The 19,181-nt window shown below is 53.4% G+C and carries 21 protein-coding genes and 1 pseudogene; 13 read left to right on the top strand and 9 right to left on the bottom strand.

What is annotated here, in order from left to right; translation table 11 throughout:
• The 5 genes and pseudogenes from IPL17_RS21415 to IPL17_RS21435 form a co-directional block, all read left to right on the top strand.
• Window positions 1-893, top strand: an 893-nt coding sequence (locus IPL17_RS21415) for an ABC transporter ATP-binding protein (RefSeq protein ID WP_345309126.1), incomplete at its 5' end; no start/stop codon positions are given.
• Complete coding sequence (locus IPL17_RS21420) at window positions 890-1,747, top strand: ABC transporter ATP-binding protein (RefSeq protein ID WP_345309127.1); 858 nt, start codon at window positions 890-892, stop codon at window positions 1,745-1,747. The genes IPL17_RS21415 and IPL17_RS21420, both read left to right, overlap by 4 nt.
• Window positions 1,748-1,875: 128 nt before the next feature.
• Window positions 1,876-2,649 carry an RNA methyltransferase gene (locus IPL17_RS21425; RefSeq protein ID WP_345309128.1) on the top strand — a complete coding sequence of 258 codons (774 nt, stop codon included), beginning with the start codon at window positions 1,876-1,878 and terminating at the stop codon, window positions 2,647-2,649.
• A gap of 86 nt (window positions 2,650-2,735) precedes the next feature.
• Window positions 2,736-2,953 (top strand): annotated as a pseudogene (locus tag IPL17_RS21430) (alcohol dehydrogenase catalytic domain-containing protein); the annotation flags it as partial.
• Window positions 2,954-3,049: 96 nt separating this feature from the next.
• A complete protein-coding gene (locus IPL17_RS21435) occupies window positions 3,050-3,541 on the top strand; it encodes a zinc-binding dehydrogenase (RefSeq protein WP_345309202.1) in 492 nt (163 codons plus the stop codon).
• Here the strand turns inward: IPL17_RS21435 and IPL17_RS21440 are convergent.
• From IPL17_RS21440 to IPL17_RS21450, 3 genes are all read right to left on the bottom strand, one after another.
• Window positions 3,528-3,839, bottom strand: coding sequence for a hypothetical protein (locus IPL17_RS21440; RefSeq protein WP_345309129.1), 312 nt, complete (start codon window positions 3,837-3,839; stop codon window positions 3,528-3,530). The genes IPL17_RS21435 and IPL17_RS21440 overlap by 14 nt on opposite strands.
• An 82-nt stretch (window positions 3,840-3,921) precedes the next feature.
• Complete coding sequence (locus IPL17_RS21445; protein ID WP_345309203.1) at window positions 3,922-4,233, bottom strand: CPBP family intramembrane glutamic endopeptidase; 312 nt, start codon at window positions 4,231-4,233, stop codon at window positions 3,922-3,924.
• On the bottom strand, window positions 4,205-4,768 hold the full coding sequence (locus IPL17_RS21450; RefSeq protein WP_345309130.1) for a hypothetical protein: 564 nt from the start codon (window positions 4,766-4,768) through the stop codon (window positions 4,205-4,207). The genes IPL17_RS21445 and IPL17_RS21450 overlap by 29 nt, the downstream gene beginning before the upstream one ends.
• 133 nt (window positions 4,769-4,901) lie before the next feature.
• Here IPL17_RS21450 and IPL17_RS21455 point away from each other — a divergent pair, with 133 nt between their 5' ends.
• The 3 genes from IPL17_RS21455 to IPL17_RS21465 all read left to right on the top strand — a co-directional run bounded on the left by IPL17_RS21455 (window position 4,902) and on the right by IPL17_RS21465 (window position 7,924).
• A complete protein-coding gene (locus IPL17_RS21455) occupies window positions 4,902-5,345 on the top strand; it encodes an Hsp20/alpha crystallin family protein (RefSeq protein WP_345309131.1) in 444 nt (147 codons plus the stop codon).
• A 275-nt stretch (window positions 5,346-5,620) separates the two neighbouring features.
• Window positions 5,621-7,006 (top strand): NADP-dependent malic enzyme, encoded by a 1,386-nt coding sequence (locus IPL17_RS21460; RefSeq protein ID WP_345309132.1) that lies wholly within the window; start codon window positions 5,621-5,623, stop codon window positions 7,004-7,006.
• A 12-nt stretch (window positions 7,007-7,018) separates the two neighbouring features.
• Window positions 7,019-7,924, top strand: coding sequence for an FAD-dependent oxidoreductase (locus IPL17_RS21465; RefSeq protein WP_345309133.1), 906 nt, complete (start codon window positions 7,019-7,021; stop codon window positions 7,922-7,924).
• A 173-nt stretch (window positions 7,925-8,097) separates the two neighbouring features.
• Here the strand turns inward: IPL17_RS21465 and IPL17_RS21470 are convergent, their stop codons facing one another.
• The 3 genes from IPL17_RS21470 to IPL17_RS21480 all read right to left on the bottom strand — a co-directional run bounded on the left by IPL17_RS21470 (window position 8,098) and on the right by IPL17_RS21480 (window position 10,062).
• Window positions 8,098-8,751, bottom strand: a complete 654-nt coding sequence (locus tag IPL17_RS21470; protein ID WP_345309134.1) for a DUF3592 domain-containing protein — start codon at window positions 8,749-8,751, stop codon at window positions 8,098-8,100.
• Window positions 8,752-8,847: 96 nt separating this feature from the next.
• Window positions 8,848-9,285 carry a universal stress protein gene (locus tag IPL17_RS21475; RefSeq protein WP_345309135.1) on the bottom strand — a complete coding sequence of 146 codons (438 nt, stop codon included), beginning with the start codon at window positions 9,283-9,285 and terminating at the stop codon, window positions 8,848-8,850.
• A gap of 39 nt (window positions 9,286-9,324) precedes the next feature.
• Window positions 9,325-10,062, bottom strand: coding sequence for a metallophosphoesterase family protein (locus IPL17_RS21480; RefSeq protein WP_345309136.1), 738 nt, complete (start codon window positions 10,060-10,062; stop codon window positions 9,325-9,327).
• 82 nt (window positions 10,063-10,144) lie between these two features.
• On the opposite strand from IPL17_RS21480, the gene IPL17_RS21485 reads away from it, so the two are divergent.
• Together IPL17_RS21485 and IPL17_RS21490 are read left to right on the top strand one after the other, a co-directional pair.
• Complete coding sequence (locus tag IPL17_RS21485; protein WP_345309137.1) at window positions 10,145-11,503, top strand: protein kinase; 1,359 nt, start codon at window positions 10,145-10,147, stop codon at window positions 11,501-11,503.
• 149 nt (window positions 11,504-11,652) lie between these two features.
• The gene (locus IPL17_RS21490; protein WP_345309138.1) at window positions 11,653-12,153 is read left to right on the top strand and encodes a hypothetical protein; all 501 of its coding nucleotides are present in this window, start codon (window positions 11,653-11,655) and stop codon (window positions 12,151-12,153) included.
• 105 nt (window positions 12,154-12,258) lie between these two features.
• On the opposite strand, the gene IPL17_RS21495 is transcribed toward IPL17_RS21490, so the two are convergent.
• Window positions 12,259-14,121, bottom strand: coding sequence for an ABC transporter ATP-binding protein (locus tag IPL17_RS21495; RefSeq protein WP_345309139.1), 1,863 nt, complete (start codon window positions 14,119-14,121; stop codon window positions 12,259-12,261).
• A gap of 43 nt (window positions 14,122-14,164) precedes the next feature.
• Window positions 14,165-16,012, bottom strand: coding sequence for an ABC transporter ATP-binding protein (locus IPL17_RS21500; protein WP_345309140.1), 1,848 nt, complete (start codon window positions 16,010-16,012; stop codon window positions 14,165-14,167).
• A 527-nt stretch (window positions 16,013-16,539) separates the two neighbouring features.
• Between IPL17_RS21500 and IPL17_RS21505 the strand changes: the two genes are divergently transcribed.
• The 3 genes from IPL17_RS21505 (at window position 16,540) to IPL17_RS21515 (ending at window position 18,065) form a co-directional block, all read left to right on the top strand.
• Entirely contained in the window at window positions 16,540-16,911 is a 372-nt protein-coding gene (locus IPL17_RS21505; RefSeq protein ID WP_345309141.1) for a ferredoxin family protein, read from the top strand.
• A gap of 78 nt (window positions 16,912-16,989) precedes the next feature.
• Complete coding sequence (locus tag IPL17_RS21510; RefSeq protein WP_345309142.1) at window positions 16,990-17,814, top strand: aminotransferase class IV; 825 nt, start codon at window positions 16,990-16,992, stop codon at window positions 17,812-17,814.
• A gap of 59 nt (window positions 17,815-17,873) precedes the next feature.
• Window positions 17,874-18,065 carry a hypothetical protein gene (locus tag IPL17_RS21515; protein ID WP_345309143.1) on the top strand — a complete coding sequence of 64 codons (192 nt, stop codon included), beginning with the start codon at window positions 17,874-17,876 and terminating at the stop codon, window positions 18,063-18,065.
• Here the strand turns inward: IPL17_RS21515 and IPL17_RS21520 are convergent.
• Entirely contained in the window at window positions 18,055-19,083 is a 1,029-nt protein-coding gene (locus tag IPL17_RS21520; RefSeq protein WP_345309144.1) for a tyrosine-type recombinase/integrase, read from the bottom strand. The genes IPL17_RS21515 and IPL17_RS21520 overlap by 11 nt on opposite strands.
• Window positions 19,084-19,181: the final 98 nt, after the last annotated feature.

The raw sequence follows: 19,181 nt of genomic DNA on the forward strand, positions 1-19,181 counted from the left end.
TGAATGAAGGTGAATTGATCGGGCTGGTGGGTGAAAGCGGATGCGGGAAGACCACGCTGATGCTAGCCTTGCTGAGACTGCTGCCCTCTGCAGGTCAGATCGTAAATGGGAGAGTTTTCTTCAAAGGCAATGATTTGACGGCCCTCAGCGAAGAAGAAATAAACACCGTGCGTTGGAAGGATATTTCCATCGTGTTCCAGGGCGCGATGAATGCACTCAACCCGGTCCGGACTGACGGCGACCAAATTCAGGAAGCGATTATCAAGCACATGCCAGGCCTCCCACGTGACCAACGCTTGCAGGAACGCGTGGTGGAATTGCTTGACCTAGTTGGCATCGCAGCTGACCATAAGGATCATTATCCGCATCAATACTCTGGCGGTATGCGCCAGCGCGCGATGATCGCCATGGCGCTGGCTTGCAACCCGCAAGTTATCATTGCCGACGAGCCGACCACCGCTTTGGATGTAATGATCCAGGCGCAGATATTGGAACTACTCGACAGCCTGCGCAAGAAACTTGGCCTCGCCATTATTTTCGTGACTCACGACCTTGGGGTTGTGGCTGAAATGTGCGACAGAGTTCTGGTGATGTATGGCGGCGTGACAGCCGAATACGCGGATGTGGATGCCATTTATAATGAGCCGCGCCATCCCTATACTCAGGAATTGATCAAGGCCTTCCCTGATCTGACAAAGCCAAAGAAAAAACTTTCATCCATCCCCGGCTATCCGCCGCGGCTGGACGCGCTCCCCGCTGGCTGCCGCTTTGCGCCGCGCTGTCCTCTGGTGTTTGACCGCTGTCGCACGGAACCACCACCACTCTACAAAATTGATGATGCTCAAAGTGCTGTGCACATCGCGAGCTGCCATCTGCTTGAGGCTTCAAAATGAGCAAAGATCATTTTCTGGAAGTAACTGGATTAAAAAAATATTTTGATGCAGACCGACCCTCTTTTTTCTCGCGCGAGGCGCGTTACGTGCATGCCGTGGATGGAGTCGATTTCAATCTCAGGCGCAGTGAAGTGATCGCGCTGGTCGGCGAGAGCGGCTGCGGAAAATCAACGCTCGCGCTTTTATTGATGGGGTTGGAAGAACCAACTGCTGGCACGATCTCGTTTGAAGGGCGTGACATCACGCATTTGAATGACCATGAACGAAAGGATGTGCGTCGTAAAATTCAAATGGTGTTTCAAGATCCCTACGAATCTTTGAATCCCACACAGACCATCGAAGAGATCATCAACGAACCTTTAGTTGTGCATGGCATTGGGAGCGGTAAGAACGAACGCGATGAGCGTGTGAAAAAAGCGATGGAAGACTCAGGTTTGAAACCAGCCGAAGTTTACCTGCAACGCTTCCCGCATGAACTTTCAGGCGGACAACGCCAACGCGTGGTGATCGCCGCCGCGCTTGTGCTTGAGCCTGAGATCCTTCTCGCTGATGAACCTGTCTCGATGCTGGATGTTTCCATCCGCGCGGAGATCATCAACCTGCTGGCCGAACTGCGCATCACACGCCAGATCGCGGTCATCTTCATCACGCATGATCTTGGCTCGGTTGGTTTCTTTGCCGACCGTGTGGCGGTCATGTATCTTGGCCGCATCGTTGAGATCGGCACCATGCTCGAAGTGCTGGAAAAGCCGCAGCATCCATACACAAAAGCCTTGATCTCCGTCATCCCCGTTCCGAACCCGCGCTGCGTCGTGAGCGTATTATTCTGCAGGGCGAAACTCCCAACCCCATAGACGTGCCGAGGGGCTGTCGCTTTCATCCGCGCTGTCCTGTGGCAATGGCTACCTGCAAGATCAGTGACCCGCCTTTCGTATCGTTCGGCAAGACGCATCAGGCCGCGTGTTTGTTATTGGTGAAATAATTGGACATCACAAGTTTACAAAACCCCAGAGTTAAATATATCGTCAAACTGCGCGAAGATAAACGTCAGCGCAAGTTGGATGGCTTGATGTTGGTGGAAGGCTACGATGAGTTGACTCTGGCCCTCAGCACTGGACTCAAGCCGCAGACGGTTCTTACCGCGCCCGAGCTTGCCTCAGTTTCAATGGACATTCCCTCCGCTGAAATTGTGACCGTCACCCGCGCCGTGTTCGAGAAGATCTCCTATCGCGATAACCCCGATGGCTGGCTGGGAATTTTTCCCGTTCCAAAAACATCTCTCGATGATTTGAAATTAAGTGAGTCACCTTTTGTGATCCTGGCCGAGTCAGTCGAGAAGCCCGGCAATCTTGGCGCGATCCTACGTACAGCAGACGCGGCGCATGTGGATGCTGTCATCGTCTGCGACCCACGCGTGGACTTATGGAATCCCAATGTCGTACGCGCATCGCGCGGGACGATCTTTACCGTACCAACCGTCGAAGTTGATTCGCCGAATGCGCTGGCATTTATAAAGTCAAGAAAGATGCGCGTGCTTGCGGCCACACCCTCTGCTGAGGTGTTGTACACTGATGTTGATATGAAAGAACCCATCGCGCTGGCAGTCGGAACTGAAGATGAAGGGCTGACAGATTTCTGGATGCAGAACGCAAATATTAAAGTAAAAATTCCCATGCTGGGGAAAGTGAATTCGCTGAATGTTTCCATCGCAACCGCATTGATCACCTACGAAGCAGTGAGGCAGAGAGGTTTATGAAAGCAATCTGGCTTGAAAACAACCAAATTAAATTAGCAGATGTGGAAGCGCCAAACAAGCCTGATGAAGCTTTGATCAAAATTCGCATGGCTGGCATTTGCAGCACCGACCTTGAATTGGTCAAAGGCTATTATCCCTACACGGGAATTCTCGGCCATGAATTTGTCGGTGAGGTTGTCAGTGCGCCCGATGCCGCATGGGCGGGTCAGCGAGTGGTGGGGAGATCAACGCGGTCTGCGGAACATGCGAAGCCTGTTTGAACGGACGCTCAACGCATTGCGAGAACCGCACCGTACTTGGGATTGCGGATCGCAACGGCGTATTCGCCGAGTACACCAGCCTGCCGCTGAAAAATCTATACCGCGTGCCAGATTCTGTTCCAGATGAACAGGCGGTCTTTGTGGAGCCTTTGGCCGCCGCCTTGGAAATTCAGGAGCAAATAAAACTTCAAAAAACGGATCGGGTTTTATTGATCGGCGCTGGCAGGCTCGGACAACTGATCGCGCAGACTCTGGCTCTCACGGGTTGTGACTTGCACGTGGTGGCGCGGAGTTTCCGTGCGCAGCAATTACTTACAGCGCGCGGAATTAACGTGATCGCTGAAGTTGATATCAAATCGCAAAAATGGGATGTGGTGATCGAAGCGACAGGCTCAACAGACGGCTTTACTCTTGCCCGCCGCGCGGTGCGTCCACGTGGGACGATGGTATTGAAATCAACCTACAAAGGCGATATGAGTGTAAATATTTCCTCAATTGTTGTGGATGAGATCACTGTGCTTGGTTCGCGCTGCGGTCCATTTGAACCTGCCCTGCGTTTATTGGAAACGCGCGCAGTTGACCCAAGCGTGTTGATCTCCGATACCACACTATGCCTAATCAATTTGATTTAGCAATAGAGAAGATCATTTGCACGAACAGGATCAGGAATGGTGCGCCGACCAATGCCAGCGCAATGACCGAAAGAAGTTTTGAGTCATTCCTTTTGAATAACCCGACCATGCCAAGCAATACAGCCAGCGGAGCCAAAACGCAGGCGGTCAAAACTGTGATGTTATTCAAGAAGCTAAAGGTCTCAGGGGTAATATTCAGTTGGGAAGCGCCGAAGTTCGCTCCCAGAAACAGCACGGATAGAAGCGCCGTGAGCAGAGATGCAATACCAAAATAAGTGTTTTTTACTGGGGAATTCATGGACGGATTATAAACTGGTTTAAATACGTCGTTGCGAGGGCGAAAGCCCGCAGCAATCTCCCCATTTTAGAGGGAGGCTGCTTTACGGTAATACTGCTCGCAGCGACATCATGATCAGAACATACACCGAGCCGTTGATCATGCCGTGCGCGAGGATGGCGGGGGCAATGGAGCGCGAACGCAAGGTCAGCCATCCAAATAAGATGGCTGTGGCTGGAATGTAGACCCAGAACATGAGCGGATATCTTCCTGCAAAGTAAACATGCGCACAGGTAAACAAGAGGGCTTGGAAGATCATTATCCAGCCGTCCTTCCATTTGAGTTGACGCAGGTAGCCCCAGAGGAATCCGCGAAATAGCGGTTCTTCATTGATGTGGCGCGAAGCCGAGGTGATAGACGATGTTCAGGCTCATGGATGTTAGTACGGATACGGAGGGCGGATATGGGTTGGGGGAAAACATGGATCTAAACGAATTCAGGTTTCCAGCGACACTGACACAGATGCCGGCGAATATTCCGATGGCGAGCCAGCTGACAGTTACGGATGAAGCGTGCGCGGGTTTGAATCCACTTTGCCAGAGCAGGAGAATTAATCCAATTGAAATGACCCAGATCAGCAATCCCATTGGGTGCGGAAATGCCATCGGGGATTCAACCTTCCAGTATGCCAGGATCAGTGTTTGCAGCGGCCTCAAAAAGAGGACGAACGCCAGCGCATACACGTCCACGTGGAAATCCGCCAGCCTGTGACGTTCCCAGTAGATCAGGATGGCGGTCAATAAATACGTGCCGACCTCGTAAACCGCGCCGCCGCTTTGGTCTTCGATGGGATGAAAAAATGTGACGGCGATGGTGAAGGGAATGCGCAGGAATAAAAGCAGGGCGATGATGAGCCATGCGATCTGACGATGCCTTTTCGATTCGTTCATGATCACCTCTAAAGCGGACGGAGCAGGAAATTTAAACGATCCTCGTATTTTCCTCTTACGATTTTCATATATCAGCGAATTAAATTAAGGGCGTAACAACCAATTTCACCAAATAATAAAAGGAGGTTCTGTTATGTCCAATTTAATTCGATGGGAGCCGATGCGTGAAGTGATGACTCTGCGCGAGGCGATGGATCATCTCTTTGATGATGCCTTTACTCGTCCGGTGGGCATGGCTGGGTCTTCTGTACCCGCCCTTGACCTGTACCAGACCAACGACGCGGTGGTGGTAAAAGCCGCCCTGCCGGGTTTCAAGCCTGATGATGTTCAAATTTCCGTGACCAGCGATGTACTCACCCTGCGCGGCGAATACAGGACGGAAAACGGGAACGGTCAGAATGACACAGTCTATCATATCCGCGAGCGCCGTTCTGGTTCGTTCGAGCGCTCCCTGACCCTGCCGACCAGCGTCCAAACCGACAAAGCCAAGGCAGATTTTGAGAACGGCATTCTGACCATTCAATTGCCCAAATCGGAAGAGGTCAAACCGAAGAGCATTACCATCAAAGCCAGATAATTCTCCACGCAGTCAGCGTGATAAACAAACATCCCGGGGTCAATGGGTCTCGAATGTTTTGTTTCTTTCTCCGACAATTTATCCATGTGGAGATCTCCAAACAATGTCCCCATGTCCTTTTAAATGCTAGAATAAATATGGAAACAAATCCCTCCTTTAGTGGTGGCGCGGCAAAAACTCCTGAGTCGTTCCTGAGTCGTTTCGGCAAAAGCGTTTTTGAAGTTTCTGCCTTTTTATCTATAGCAGGCAGTGCGTCGCCAAGGAGGCTGCCTCATATGAACGTCGAAGAGTTACTCGCCAAGGCCAAGAAGCCTTCAGCGGATGCCCTGCGATTACATCCGTTCTACCGCGGGAAGATCGAAACCGCTGTCAAATGTACCGTGCATAGTTTCAATGATTTTTCAATCTGGTATACGCCCGGTGTCGCCGCGCCCTGTAAAGCCATTCAAGCCAACCCTGAACTGGTCTATGAATACACCAACAAGTGGAACACAGTCGCCATTGTCAGTGACGGGACACGGGTGCTGGGCTTGGGCGATATCGGTCCCAAGGCTGGGCTGCCCGTAATGGAGGGCAAGTCACTATTGTATAAATATTTGGGGGGAGTGGACGGCTTCCCGCTCATGCTGGATACCAAGGACCCTGCCGCGATCATCAATACAGCGCTCATGCTCCAGCCCGGACTGGGCGGGGTTAATCTCGAGGATATTTCCTCGCCCAAATGTTTTTACATCCTTGATACGCTGCGTGAAAAAGCGGAAATCCCCATGTGGCACGATGATCAACAGGGTACGGCCACTGTTACCTTATCGGGCTTGATGAATGCTTTGAAAGTAGTGGGCAAGAAGAAACAGGACGTGAAGATCGCGTTCATTGGCGCCGGCGCGTCCAATATCGCCGTTTCGCGGCTTATCTTCAGGTGGGGCGTGGACCCCGCAAAATGTTATCTGGTGGATATCAACGGCATCCTCGGAAAACACCGCAAAGATTATGAGATGCGCAAAGCGGAATTCAAGGATGCGTGGAAGTATTGCAATATCACGAACGAAGACGCGCGTGAAGGCGGTATTCCAGAGGCGCTCGAAGGCGTGGATGTGGCCATTTGTTTTTCACAATCTGGCCCGGGCGTTGTCCTGCCCGAGTGGGTCAGGACCATGGCAAAGGATCCAATCATCTTCGCCTGCGCTAATCCAGTTCCCGAGATCTGGCCCTGGGAGGCGAAAGAGGCTGGCGCAGCTGTCATCGCAACCGGCCGTTCCGATTTTCCAAACCAGGTCAATAATTCACTGGGATTCCCCGGTATCTTCCGCGGCACACTCGATGTGCGCGCCCGCACTATCACGGACGAGATGTGTTTTGCCGCGGCACAAGCCCTGGCGGATCATGTTGGCGATAAACTGGCCGCCGATCATCTCCTGCCCAACATGGATGATTGGGAGGTATTTCCACGCGAGGCCGCGGCAGTTGCAATGAAGGCGCAGGAACAGGGACTGGCGCGCATCACGATGACCTACGAAGAGGAGCTTGAAAATGCAAAGCGCATTATCAAGCGTTCGCGCGACCTGACGGAGATGATGATGGAAGAACACTTCATCGCGGAACCGCCAGCTGAAGAAGAGCAGCATCACGTTGACATGGCCGCGGCTCAACCCGCTCATTGAAAGGAGACTACCATGTATGATCTGATCATCATTGGCGGCGGACCTGCCGGCCTGACCGCGGCGATCTACGCCATCCGCAAGCGGTTGAATTTTTTGCTTCTCTCCAAAGACCTGGGCGGGAAGACCAACTATCACCTTTCCCTGCCGTGGGTTGAGGATTACCAGGTCATAAAAGGACTGGAGATCGTCAACAAATTCCGCACAGAGTTGGAGTATCTTGACTTTGCCCGTCACATGGAGGCGGTCGAAACAGTCCTGAAAACAAATCAGCATTTTACAGTCTCCACCAAAGGCGGCGCACTGCTGGAATCCAAAGCGGTCATCCTCGCCACAGGGACTCGTCAGGTGCGCATGAACGTGCCCGGCGAGAAGCAATATACAATGAGGGGACTGTGCTACTCGGCACTTTCATACGCGCCGCTTTTCATTGACAAGACTGTCATGGTGATCGGCGATGCGGACCTCGCGCAGCGTTCGGTTGGCGAACTGGCCACAGTTGCCAGGGAAGTGACCATGGTCTGCGCTGACGATAAACTTTTGGACTCTCCGCTCGGGTATAAACTGCAACGATCTCAAAATGTTAAGATCTTCACAGGCTGCGAGATCGTGGAAGTGCAGGGAGATGAATATGCCCGCAAGTTGATCTTGAAAGACAGGCACGGAAAGATCAAAGAATATTTGGCGGACGGAATGTTCGTGGAAAAGGCGCTTACGCCAAACACAAGTATGGTCAAAGACTTGGTTGAACTCGATAAGCTGGGACGCATCGTCATAGACAGCGCCTGCTGCACGAATGTCCCCGGTCTGTTTGCCGCAGGTGACGTCACCAATAGTTATGCCGAGCAGGTTCTGGTGGCGGTCGGAGAAGGCGCCAAAGCCGCGTTAAGTGCTTACGAATATTTGTTGCCGAGGATTTAGTATTTAATAATTTCGTTGCGAGGAAGGCTTTAGCCTGACAAAGCAACCTCCTGTAACAGGAGGTTGCTCTCCTGCACTGCAAAACACCTGCCCTCGCGGGCGGTGCCAGGGAACGCAGTGCGTCGCAAATGTCGCCCGAAGAACAAGAACGCCCTCGCAACGACATCTTTAATTTAAACCGCCATCACCTTCTTCACAACCAACACCGCTCCCGCAAAAGCAATTCCTAATATCCCTGTTATGGACGGCAGGACCCACATCAGCGCAGAACTGTCCGAGGACTTGATGCGCGCATCCAACGGATGTTCAGGGTCATATGCCACTGTGATCTCGTCGCCTTTTTCGTAAAAAGGCGCATCACTGCCTTCGCTGACCTGGACAGTGCGCTTGCGCCCGTCAATGGGGATGAATTCGATCACAGGGAAATAAAAATCCCGCACGATGCGCTCCTGTTCGTTCACAACCACCCGCTCTACCGCCACATCCACCACGCGCCCCGGCGCGCTTTCCTCCCTGCCGATCTTTTGGACGTTGGAGAATATGGACATGGCACTGACCAGCAGCATAATCACAGCGATGGCGCTGAAGCCTCCCAGTACCCATCTTTCCATCGTGGGACTCTCGGCGGCTTTGCGCAGTTCCTCGAATTCTTTTTCGTCGAACTTCACATCCCCCGGATCATCAGCGGATGCGTGCAGCATGGCCGCGAGTTTGTCCCTGTCCTTCCAGTCTGGGACATCGTCCAGCGATTCGTACGCCACGCCGTTCACTTCAAAGGAGACTGGTTCATCATTCTCCCAGTTGATCGAATACTTCTTCTTTGGCATCTTCCATGCTCCGATCGTTAAAATTATTTTTTCTTGTAAAAGACTCAGAGCGCTCCCATGCGGTCTCTGAGTCGCGCTGTGTTAAATCTTCAGGCATCAACCCTTGGCACGGATCAGCAGTACAGGGATATTCGAATTGCGCACCACACGCTCCGCGATACTGCCGAGCAGCCAGCGCGCGGGGCCGGTGCGGCCATGCGTTGACATTGCGATGACATCAACCTGTAGCTCCTCCGCCACCCCGAGGATTACATCGGCGACCGCGCCGACGCGCATCTGGGTTGATGTTTTGAATCCTGCGGACTTGAGCTGGGCTTCGATCTCCGTAATGTACTTGCTGCTGCGGTCTTCCTGTTCCTGTATCGCCTGCTGCGCCAGACCGGGGTCAGAGAAGGCGTAATCCAGCGCGGGGTTGGCGCCGACCGTCAGCAGGATCAACTCAGCGCCTTCGGAGTACGCCAGCGATTTCGCGTGAGGCAGCACACCTTCGGCTACTTTCGAGCCGTCGAGCGGGACAAGGATCTTTCTGTACATGGTCTCATCTCCTTTTTATACTTGATCTTATTACACAGGCTATTGCCCAAAACGTAAGCGCCGTGTCAGGCGGCTCGGAAATTTTTCCGCTTTCATTTTAGCTTGAGTGGCAGTGACATCGTACAGCACGCGGTGATGGGTGAGGGTCATCTGGTCAAGGTCGATCAGGGCGTATGCCGCACGCGGATCTTCATCACGGGGCTGGCCGACACTGCCCGGGTTAATGAACACGCGGTCGTAGGGGTGGAACTGGATCGGAGAATTGACGGGCAGATGCTCTTCCAGAACTTTTAGACCATCCCACGGCTTGCGAAAGATAGCTGGGAAATGTGTATGTCCATTCAGGCAGACTGGCGTGTCGAACATGTCCAGGTTTTTTACCGCCGTTTCTTCGGTCATAATATATTCCCAAACCGGGTCGCGCGGACTGGCATGCACCAGCGTGATGCCGTGTCCCGCGGAGAGGGCGGTCGCCGGCAGGGACCGAAGCCAGTCGAGATTAAAAGTGGTCAGCGCGTGTCTTGTCCAGAAGATGGCTTCGCGTGCGTCCTGCGTGAAATCCCAAAGCGCTGCCTTGCCCGTCACCCCCAGGTCGTGATTCCCCGCCAAGCAGGTCAGGTCGAACTCGAGCAGATGGTTGATACATTCATTCGGGTCAGGTCCGTAACCGACCACGTCGCCGAGACACCAGACCTGCTCGAACGCGCCGGCGTCCTTGATGACAGCCTCCAGTGCGGCATAGTTGGCGTGAATATCCGACAGCAGTAAAATTCGCATGGTGATCTTGAAAATATTATAAAGGATATTTTATTGGCGGCGCACTTTGCGCGGAACAGCGCGCGGGAATATAATCACCGTCATGCTTCCCAAACTATTCTCCCGCCTGTCACAAGCCCTGCGGAAAAATGAAAACTCCGCACCAATCGGGGTCGGAACGTTGATCGATCAACGTTACCGGCTGGATGCCGAGATCGGCAGGGGCGGGATGGGCATTGTCTACCGCACGCGTGACATCCAGTGTGACAGGGATGTGGCGCTCAAAATTGTCAACCTTGAAACCGCGAACGCGCTTACCCTGCGGCAGTTTTCACGCGAGGCGCAGATCACATCCCAACTGGATCATCCGCACATCGTTGCGGTGTACGACACGGGCACGGTTCAGGTTGGCGCGGGCGGACAAGTTCCCTATATCGTCATGGAGTTGGTGGAAGGTACGGGGCTTGATGAAATATCAGGGCTGACCTATGCAAGGATCATTGACCTCGGAATTCAGATCTGCGACGCGCTTGAGTACGCCCACCGGCACGGACTCGTTCATCGCGACCTCAAGCCCGGCAACCTGCTGATTAAAAAAGAAGGCTTTCAATACTGCGTCAAGCTGATGGATTTTGGTCTGTCCCGTCCGCGCGCAGAGGCCTACAGCCAAACCGAGAGCAGCAGGGCGGGGTCATTCTTCTATCTCGCCCCCGAAGTCATCCTCGGGCAGCCCGCGGATGTTCCCTCTGACCTGTACGCGCTCGGCGTGATCCTGTACGAGCTGATCACAGGCCGCGTGCCCTTTTCCAACTTTGACGAGCAGACCGTTCTCGCGCAGCATGTGCGTGAGGCCGCCGCACTCCCCAGCCGTTCGCGCAGTGATCTTCCACCCGCTCTGGAAAAGATCGTAATGCGCCTGCTGGAAAAAGACCCCAGGGATCGTTTTGCCTCCGCCGCACAGGTCCGCCTGGCGCTTGAACAGGTTAACGCCAAAAGCGGAGCCGCGCACACGAGCGGCAATTTGCCCGCCGTGCCGGCAGACATAAGCAAACTCAAAAACGAGATCGAACAGGTACGGGGCATGATCGCGTCCAGCCGTCTGGTGACCTTGCTCAGCGAAAATGACGCGCTGGCTTTAGCCGCCGCCTCGCAGTACATTGACCAATTTACGGATGGGATTTGGCGCGTGGACTTGCTGCCCGTGCAAGATCCGTCTCAAGTGCTGAAAACTGTCGCGCACGTCCTTGGCGTCCAGACCGACCCCGACCGCCCGTTGACCAATTCCCTGCTGCAATTTTTACGTGAAAAGGACCTTTTGCTGATCCTCAGTCATTGCGGACATGTGGTACAGGCCTGCGCCCAGCTTACCGAAACGATCATGAGCGCCTGCCCTGAGGTGCGCATTCTGGCAGTCAGTCAGCGGGTCTTGAATATAGACGGGGAACTGCACCATCCCAGATAGGTCGGGTACTATTGGAGTAAAATCGGGGACAGGATGCGTCTGTTCAAGCAGTCATTCCCACACAAGGGAATCTTTTATAAATGCGTTTAACATAAAGATGATACCCGAACGCTGACTGATATGTATGATGTGTGTTAAAGGAGAAAATTATGACAGAAACAAACGTACGCCCATGGGTCGAGGTCAACGAAATGATGGATGACGAGTATCGTCAACGGGTGGTCGCGGATGCGCTCGGTCACTACCCAAAAGCATCCTCGGAATTAAATAAATTCGCAGCAGATATTCTCAAGAAGACCATCCAGGTCAATGGGTTTCGCTCCTTCCAGAGCATTCCGCCCCATATGGCAAAGATACAGGTCGCCAGGGAATTCAAGATCAATGATCAACTCGCCGCGGCGATCATCTGTCTGTGGGCTGAAAAACAACACGAGGTCATTGAAACCCTCGCGCACGCCGCGCGCGAAGCCAACATTTCCATACCTGAAACATGGGACTGGCACGAAGCGCGTCACGGCTTTGTCCAGGCTCAAGACACCCCGCAACTCGATCAACTGGCGACGACACTCTCGGCGCAAAAAACAAAACCCGAATCAGATCATTATATTTTGGCTGCCTTATGGTTAAGCAACAGCCTCTTTGTGGAATAGGTTACATTCAAGAGCACACGGCAAACCCAACACAGGAATAGGAAAAAAAGTTCCATCAAGGTTTTGAAAACCTCGATGGAACTTTTCATCATCAATCCTTCCTTCCTAATCTGCCGTCGCCAACTCACTCATTTCTTCCTCCTCGTTACTCGTCCCTTCACTCTCCTCCGCCACTCCATACGCCACCTCCAATTGATGCCTGAACTGCTGGGTGTACAACCTGTAATAATGCCCGCGCAGTTTCAACAATTCAGCGTGACTGCCTTGCTCAGCGATATGACCATTCTCGATCACGAGGATTCGGTCCGCGCGGCGGATGGTACTTAGGCGGTGCGCGATCACAAAGGAAGTGCGGCCTTTCATCAGGGCGTCCATGCCGCGCTGGATCAGCGCCTCGGTCAGCGTGTCCACCGAGGAGGTGGCTTCGTCCATGATGAACAACTCGGGTCTTGCCAGCACGGCGCGCGCGAGCGAGATCAACTGCTTCTGCCCGACCGATAACAGGTTTCCGCTTTCGCCCACGTTCTGCTCGTAGCCCTTTTCCAGTGTCACAATGAAATCATGCGCGCCCGCGATCTTGGCGGCTTCCTCCACCTGCGCGTCGTCCGCAGACAGATTGCCGTAGCGGATATTCTCGCGCACCGTCCCAGAGAACAGGTGCGGCGTTTGCAGCACGATGCCGATCTTGTTATGGATCGACTCGAGCTTGTAGTCCATATAATCCAACCCGTTGATGCGGATCACGCCCTGGGTCGGCTCGTAAAAGCGGCACAGCAAATTCACGATCGTAGACTTGCCGCCGCCGGTCGGCCCCACCAGCGCGATCATCTCGCCCGGGTTGACCTTCAGCGTGAAGTCGGATAGGACGGATTTCCTGTCCTCGTAGAAAAAATCCACGTGATCGAATTCGATCTCGCCGAGCAAAGTTTTCGCTTCGACCGCATCGGGTCTGTTGTGGACCTCGGGCGGGGTGTCCACCAACTTGAAGATTCGTTCCGCTGATGCGATGCTGTGCTGCATTTCTGCGTACACGCGCGCCAGGTCCTGAATCGGCCACATCATAAAGGTCAGGTACGACACGAAGGCTTGAATGCCGCCGATGGTCATCAACCCGATCTCGATCTGCGTTCCGCCGTAGCCGACGATGAATCCCAGCGCGAGCGCGGCGATCATCTGCACGGTGGGGAGGAAGAGCGCCGACAGCCACGCCGCGCGGTACGAAGCGTGATACATGCTGCTGGTCAGTCCCTGGAACTCGCGCGTGTTCTCGTCCTCGCGGCTCAAGGCCTTCACCACGCGCATGCCCTGAAAGTTCTCGTTATACGCGCCCGTGATCTTGCTGTTGGCTCGCCGTGAAATGCGGAACTGCTCCAATATCCGCTTGCGGAATTCCACCGCGATGAACATCATGACCGGGATGATGGTCAGCACGATCAGCGCCAGCCGCCAGTTGATGATCAGCATGAAGATCGTGGATGAGGTAATGTTCATCACCGCCCAGGTGCTGTCCACGATGCCCCAGGTCAACAGGTCAGAGACGCGCCCCGTATCGGATGTCACGCGCGAGATCAAGCGTCCCACCGCGTTATTCGAATAATACGAAAGCGACAGGTCCTGCAAATGATTGAACAGCATCTTGCGCAGGTCATATTGAATGCGCTCGCCGAGCACGCCCGCCAGATAAATGAACGTGAACACCGCCGCCGCCTGCACGAGGATAAATCCGCCGTAGACGATGGCAAGCTGCATCACGCGCGCGCTGTCTTTCAACAGAATGCCCTGGTCAATGAACTGCTTGTTCACATACGTGAAATACGCGTCCAGCCCGGAAACCAGCGCGATGGTCAATAAAAAGCCCAGCACCCATTTCCAATGCGGTCTCAATAATCCGCCAATGCGTTTCAAAACAGGTGTGGTCAGTTGTGATGTGAACTCTTCTTCTTCGAGTTCGAGGATTTCGTCTGACATTGTATTTCTCCGGTAGGGGCGGATCGCGATCCGCCCCTACAAATTAATTTACACGCGCAATTTCGTTCTCCAATTCCACATCGATCTTCGTCTGAATATCATAGATCCTGCGATACATGCCGTCTTTATCCTTCAACAGCTCTTCATGCGTACCCATCTGCACCACCTCGCCTTTATCCAGCACCAGGATCAGATCCGCGATCATCACCGATTGAATGCGGTGCGCGATGATGAAGGTTGTGCGGTTCTGCATCAAGCCGTTCAACGCCTCGCGGATCTCCGCTTCGGTTTCGGTGTCCACCGAAGAGGTTGAGTCGTCGAGGATCAGGATGCGCGGATTCTTCAACAAGGTCCGCGCGATGGCAACACGCTGCTTCTGTCCGCCGGAGAGGGTCACGCCTTTCTCGCCGACCAAAGTATTGTAGCCATCCGGAAAGGTCAGGATCACATCATGCACAGCCGCGGCTTTCGCGGCGTTTTCCACTTCTTCCTGCGGCACATCGCGCCCGACTCCGTACATGATATTCTCGCGGATCGAGCGGCTGAACAAAAATGGTTCCTGTTCCACAATGCCGATCTGCTTGCGCAGGTATGCGCGCGAATAATCCTTCAATTCAATATCATCGAGCAGTACGCGTCCGCCCGTGTATTCGTGGAAGCGGGGGAGCAGGTTCACCAGCGAGGTCTTGCCCGATCCCGTTGACCCAAGCAAGGCGATCGCCTGTCCGGGCCTGGCGTGGAACGAAACATTCTTCAACACATCCGATTTGCCGTCCGAGTACATGAACGAGACATTCTCGAAAAGCAGGTCGCCTCGCGCCGCGCCCTCAGGCTGGACTTTCCCATCCAGCAGGGGTTCACGCTGCTGCTTGACCACTTCCATCAGGCGCGAATATGAGACCATGCCGGTGGATGTGGAGACGATCAGCCGTCCCAGGTTGCGGATCGGCCAGATCAGCCACACGACCAGACCGACATAAGCAATATAAGTCCCGAGCGAGATCTCGTCGCGGATCGCCATGTTCGCGCCATACACGAACCCGAACAGCATCTGAAATCCCAGCACAATATCCGAGAGCGGCCAGAACATGGAGTGCATGAAAAGCAGGATCTTGCCTTTCAGGTATTTGCCCCAATTGTCCTTCTCGAATTTTTTCTTTTCATAATCCTGGCGCGCGAAGGCTTTCACCACGCGCACGCCGGTCAGGTTTTCCTGTAAGGTCGTCGAGAGGATCGCTTCCTGCGCCTGATAGTCCTCGTAGGCCTTGGTCACTTTTTTGAAGAACCACAACGAGACCAGCAGGATCAGCGGAATGACCACGACTGAAACCAGCGCCAGTTCCACGTTCAAATTCAGGATCGCCACAAAGTTGATCACGAACAGCAGGATAATGCGTCCCATGCCGATGGCTTGCTCGCTGAAGAAGCGCCTCAGTGCGTCCACATCCGATGTGACTCGTTCGATCAGGTCGCCGGTCGGCGTGGTGGCGTGGTACGAGAAGCTCAATCGCTGGATGTGGTCGAACAGGAAGTCTCTCAAACGGCGCGTGATGCCCTCGGCGGTATAGGCCGCCAGCCGTCCGGACAGGAACGTGAAGGTGCCTTCAAACGCGGCGAGTCCCACGAATCCAAGCCCGATCCAGACAAAGGTCGAGGTCATTGAAGCGCCGAGCATTGTCCTCTGCGCCAGCACATCGTCCGCGAAGAAGCGCAGCAACAGGTACGTGAATGTTTTCGAGAGCGCAGAGATCGCCAGCGCAATGGTCGCCGCGACATAGGAAAGGCGGTAATCGGACATCATTTGCCACAGCCCTTTCAGGCGGTTGGCGTTCAGGGTCGGGCGGAAGTCAAAGGTGAGCGCGGGCTCATGGGCGGGTTGTAGGGTGGTCATGTCATTCTCCATTCTGGAGTCCATCAGCTTGCTGATGGATATTTTCTCCAGAGTTAGTAAAAAATTAAACAAAAAAGGCTGCGGCAAGTACGCCGCAGCCCAAATAAACAGGGGACAGGTGAGACCTAGGTTCGGTCTACAGGCGCACTCCGAGAAGGCAAATAGCCAACTGCATCAGGGGTGATAAAGATTGTGTAGATCATCAAGAGTGCGCTTCCTTTCTTTGAGATTTTTACTTCAATGGCTCGAGTTTACACCAACAAAATAGGATGTGTCAAGGATTAATCAAGATTTAATTTATTATAAAGGTCTGCGGGGTCGAGCCCGCTGGTTTTGTGAGAAAATAATTAGAAGAATTTTTTAGCGTAACTTTTCAGCGCTGAATACGACTTGTGAATATATTATGCAGGTCAGGGACATTCTTGATGTAACCCGTGGGTTTCCTGCATATTAGCAAGTCCGCAAAAGGTCATGTGCTTATTTGCGTTTAAAAATTTGAAAACACAGCCAGCCAAAGGAGATAATCAATGACTCATGTAATTACCAGTTTGTGCCTGCGCGATAATGGGTGTTCGTCAGTCTGTCCGGTGGAATGTATCCAGCCGGGCGAGCCTGAATCACAGTGGCCGACATTCTATATCGACCCCGGCACCTGCATCGACTGCGGCGCCTGCGTGCCGGAATGTCCTTATCATGCCATCTTCCCGGCCGATGAAACCCCGAAGGCCTACGCCGCGAAGGGCGGTGAATACATCAACCAGACCGGGCTGACAGGTCATTATGAAGGCACAGATCACTATGGCAAAAAGATCGTACTCGAGACCACCCGCGTACTCGCGGCGGGCGAAATCATTGATCTGACGCCCGCCATCAAAGATAACGCCGGCTTCTATAAATAACCATTCGCGTCATGCAAAAAACTCCGCGGGCCAAATGTCCGCGGAGTTTTTTGTTATGCAATACAGTAAAATAAGCGTATGAGTATTATGGAATTTAAGATCACGCCTTCGGGAAATATTCCGCTTCAGACCGGGGCCGCTACGCTTGACGAAATGACCCGCGAATTATCGCAGGGCTTCTACACCACCTTCAGCACGCTGGCAGGCGGGACGCAGGTCATGGGGTTCCACGCGCATCTCCAGAGATTGTATCTCCCGGCCGCCGGGCAGGGCATCCATCCGTCTGTGGATGTGGGCACGCTGCGCGAAAGAATTGCCGGGCTTGCTAAAATTAATCTGCCGAAAGAATCGCGCCTGCGGGTCATCCTGGTCAAAGACAGCGGCATGATCTACGCCGGCCTTCAGCCGTTTGAGCCGCTCTCAAAACAAATTTACACCGAAGGCGTCAAGGTGGTCACAGCCTCCATGACGCGCCAGGCTCCGCGCGTAAAAGACACGGGCTTTATTTCATCCAGCGTCGAACAGCGCAGGCGGGTTGGGGGGGATGTCTTTGAGATCCTGCTTACAAAGGATGGGAAAATATTGGAGGGAATGACATCCAATTTCTACGCGGTCAAGGGCCGCACCCTCATCACTGCGCGCTATGGGATCCTGCTTGGCGTGACCAGGCGCGCGGTGCTTCGGCTCGCGAGAGGGCAGGGGATGTCAATCGAGTATCGCTCTCCCCGCATGGATGAAAAATTTCACGAAGCGTTTCTCACCTCGAGTTCGCGCGGCGTTGTTCCGATCGTGTCCATTGACAACAAGCCGCTGGGGCGGGGGAGTGTGGGCAGGTGGTCGGCAATGCTTTCGAAGGCGTATCAGGCGTACGTCGCGCAGAGAAGCGAGGATATTCTCGATTAATCCAACGGGGGAAGTAACTTTTTCCTTGCAGGGACGACTGTATCTGTAAGGAGCTTACCATGGAATCTCATCCTCCAAAAACATGTCTTCGCAAGAAAACCAGTACCGAATTCAAATGCAGCGAGTGTTCGCCGGATTGCCCGTTGTATTCAAGCACAGCCCTGGGCAGGGAAGTTTTAGTGGGTGTGGATCTTGAAAAGCTGGCCGAGAAAATGGACAAGAACAAGAAATTTGTTTTGTTCATAAAGTAGTTTTATTTTTTCCGTCTTCAAAGATCTCGTAATAGCCTTTATCCAATTCATCGTCGCTCAAGTGCGCGTAGCGCTGCGTGACCTGAATATTGCTGTGACGCGCAAGCTCCTGCGCCAGCTTGAGATTGCCCGAACCGCGTAAAACCGTGGTAACAAAATAATGCCGGAAGGAGTGGGGGGTGATCTTGCCGGCGGCATCCTTTCCAAGAATTTCCAAAACACGTTCAGCTACGATATTTCTGCCGGTTGTCGGTGTGATCGGCTTGACCTTCTTTCCCGCGCCTTTATCGTGCCGTGAAAAGAGGGGCAGGGAAGCCAGTTGTTTTCCCGAACCGCCGTCCAGCTGCGCGCGCAGTGATAGATAGTCCTTGATGGCTTTCATGGAACGCGTCGAAAATCGTACGACAGCCTGCTTATCGCCTTTGCCGATGATCACAGCCCGTCCTTCGTTCCAATCCACGTCGCCGCGCCTGAGTTTGCAGGCTTCATGGACGCGCAAGCCTGTATCAGCCAGCATGAGCAGAAAAGCCCGATCGCGCATTGCGCGTAGCTGTTCATTGGCGCCATCCCTGTCCTCAGTTGACAGATTTATATGCGAAGGTTCGCTGACATGGGCAAGTATTCGTTCGATATCTTCAGCCGGGAATTGCGGCAGGCGGATGCCAGGCCTGCGTGAGCGCTGACGGATCAAAGTCCGCACACGCGAGATATTGACCTCAACGTAGCGCTCTGAATCCACGTATTCGTAAAAGCCTTTGACAGCCTGCATGTACAGGAATTCCGTGGCTGGCGCGAACACCTTCAGATACATGGCAAATGGCGAGATGATATCTTCAGTGAGTTTTTCAATGGGGGTGCTGCGCGGGTCCAGCCATTTTTCTGTCAACACATCACAGAAAGCCTTCAGCGCATTTTTGTAGGCGCGCGCGGTGTGTTCACTGCGTGAGAGCTTCACAACCTCAATATATTTTCCGATCACATCAGAGATCATCACAGGAGCGTCATTTTGCTTGGTCATACCGATCATTATACGAATTAATCAGCTTTTGTCAATGCTTTCGATAATAATACTTATCGAAAGCAAAAGAGTTAAGAAAGAAAAACGGCAAAAGCGCC

It is taken from the genome of Candidatus Villigracilis saccharophilus (genome assembly GCF_016711665.1).

What these genes read in the sequence shown, in the direction of transcription:
- IPL17_RS21475 (WP_345309135.1), bottom strand. Translation starts at nt 9,285, where the DNA reads ATGTACAGAAAGATCCTTGTCCCGCTCGACGGCTCGAAAGTAGCCGAA.
- IPL17_RS21485 (WP_345309137.1), top strand. Translation starts at nt 10,145, where the DNA reads ATGCTTCCCAAACTATTCTCCCGCCTGTCACAAGCCCTGCGGAAAAAT.
- IPL17_RS21440 (WP_345309129.1), bottom strand. Translation starts at nt 3,839, where the DNA reads ATGAATTCCCCAGTAAAAAACACTTATTTTGGTATTGCATCTCTGCTC.
- IPL17_RS21500 (WP_345309140.1), bottom strand. Translation starts at nt 16,012, where the DNA reads ATGACCACCCTACAACCCGCCCATGAGCCCGCGCTCACCTTTGACTTC.
- IPL17_RS21505 (WP_345309141.1), top strand. Translation starts at nt 16,540, where the DNA reads ATGACTCATGTAATTACCAGTTTGTGCCTGCGCGATAATGGGTGTTCG.
- IPL17_RS21455 (WP_345309131.1), top strand. Translation starts at nt 4,902, where the DNA reads ATGTCCAATTTAATTCGATGGGAGCCGATGCGTGAAGTGATGACTCTG.
- IPL17_RS21520 (WP_345309144.1), bottom strand. Translation starts at nt 19,083, where the DNA reads ATGACCAAGCAAAATGACGCTCCTGTGATGATCTCTGATGTGATCGGA.
- IPL17_RS21420 (WP_345309127.1), top strand. Translation starts at nt 890, where the DNA reads ATGAGCAAAGATCATTTTCTGGAAGTAACTGGATTAAAAAAATATTTT.
- IPL17_RS21460 (WP_345309132.1), top strand. Translation starts at nt 5,621, where the DNA reads ATGAACGTCGAAGAGTTACTCGCCAAGGCCAAGAAGCCTTCAGCGGAT.
- IPL17_RS21490 (WP_345309138.1), top strand. Translation starts at nt 11,653, where the DNA reads ATGACAGAAACAAACGTACGCCCATGGGTCGAGGTCAACGAAATGATG.
- IPL17_RS21510 (WP_345309142.1), top strand. Translation starts at nt 16,990, where the DNA reads ATGAGTATTATGGAATTTAAGATCACGCCTTCGGGAAATATTCCGCTT.
- IPL17_RS21495 (WP_345309139.1), bottom strand. Translation starts at nt 14,121, where the DNA reads ATGTCAGACGAAATCCTCGAACTCGAAGAAGAAGAGTTCACATCACAA.
- IPL17_RS21465 (WP_345309133.1), top strand. Translation starts at nt 7,019, where the DNA reads ATGTATGATCTGATCATCATTGGCGGCGGACCTGCCGGCCTGACCGCG.
- IPL17_RS21480 (WP_345309136.1), bottom strand. Translation starts at nt 10,062, where the DNA reads ATGCGAATTTTACTGCTGTCGGATATTCACGCCAACTATGCCGCACTG.
- IPL17_RS21515 (WP_345309143.1), top strand. Translation starts at nt 17,874, where the DNA reads ATGGAATCTCATCCTCCAAAAACATGTCTTCGCAAGAAAACCAGTACC.
- IPL17_RS21470 (WP_345309134.1), bottom strand. Translation starts at nt 8,751, where the DNA reads ATGCCAAAGAAGAAGTATTCGATCAACTGGGAGAATGATGAACCAGTC.
- IPL17_RS21450 (WP_345309130.1), bottom strand. Translation starts at nt 4,768, where the DNA reads ATGAACGAATCGAAAAGGCATCGTCAGATCGCATGGCTCATCATCGCC.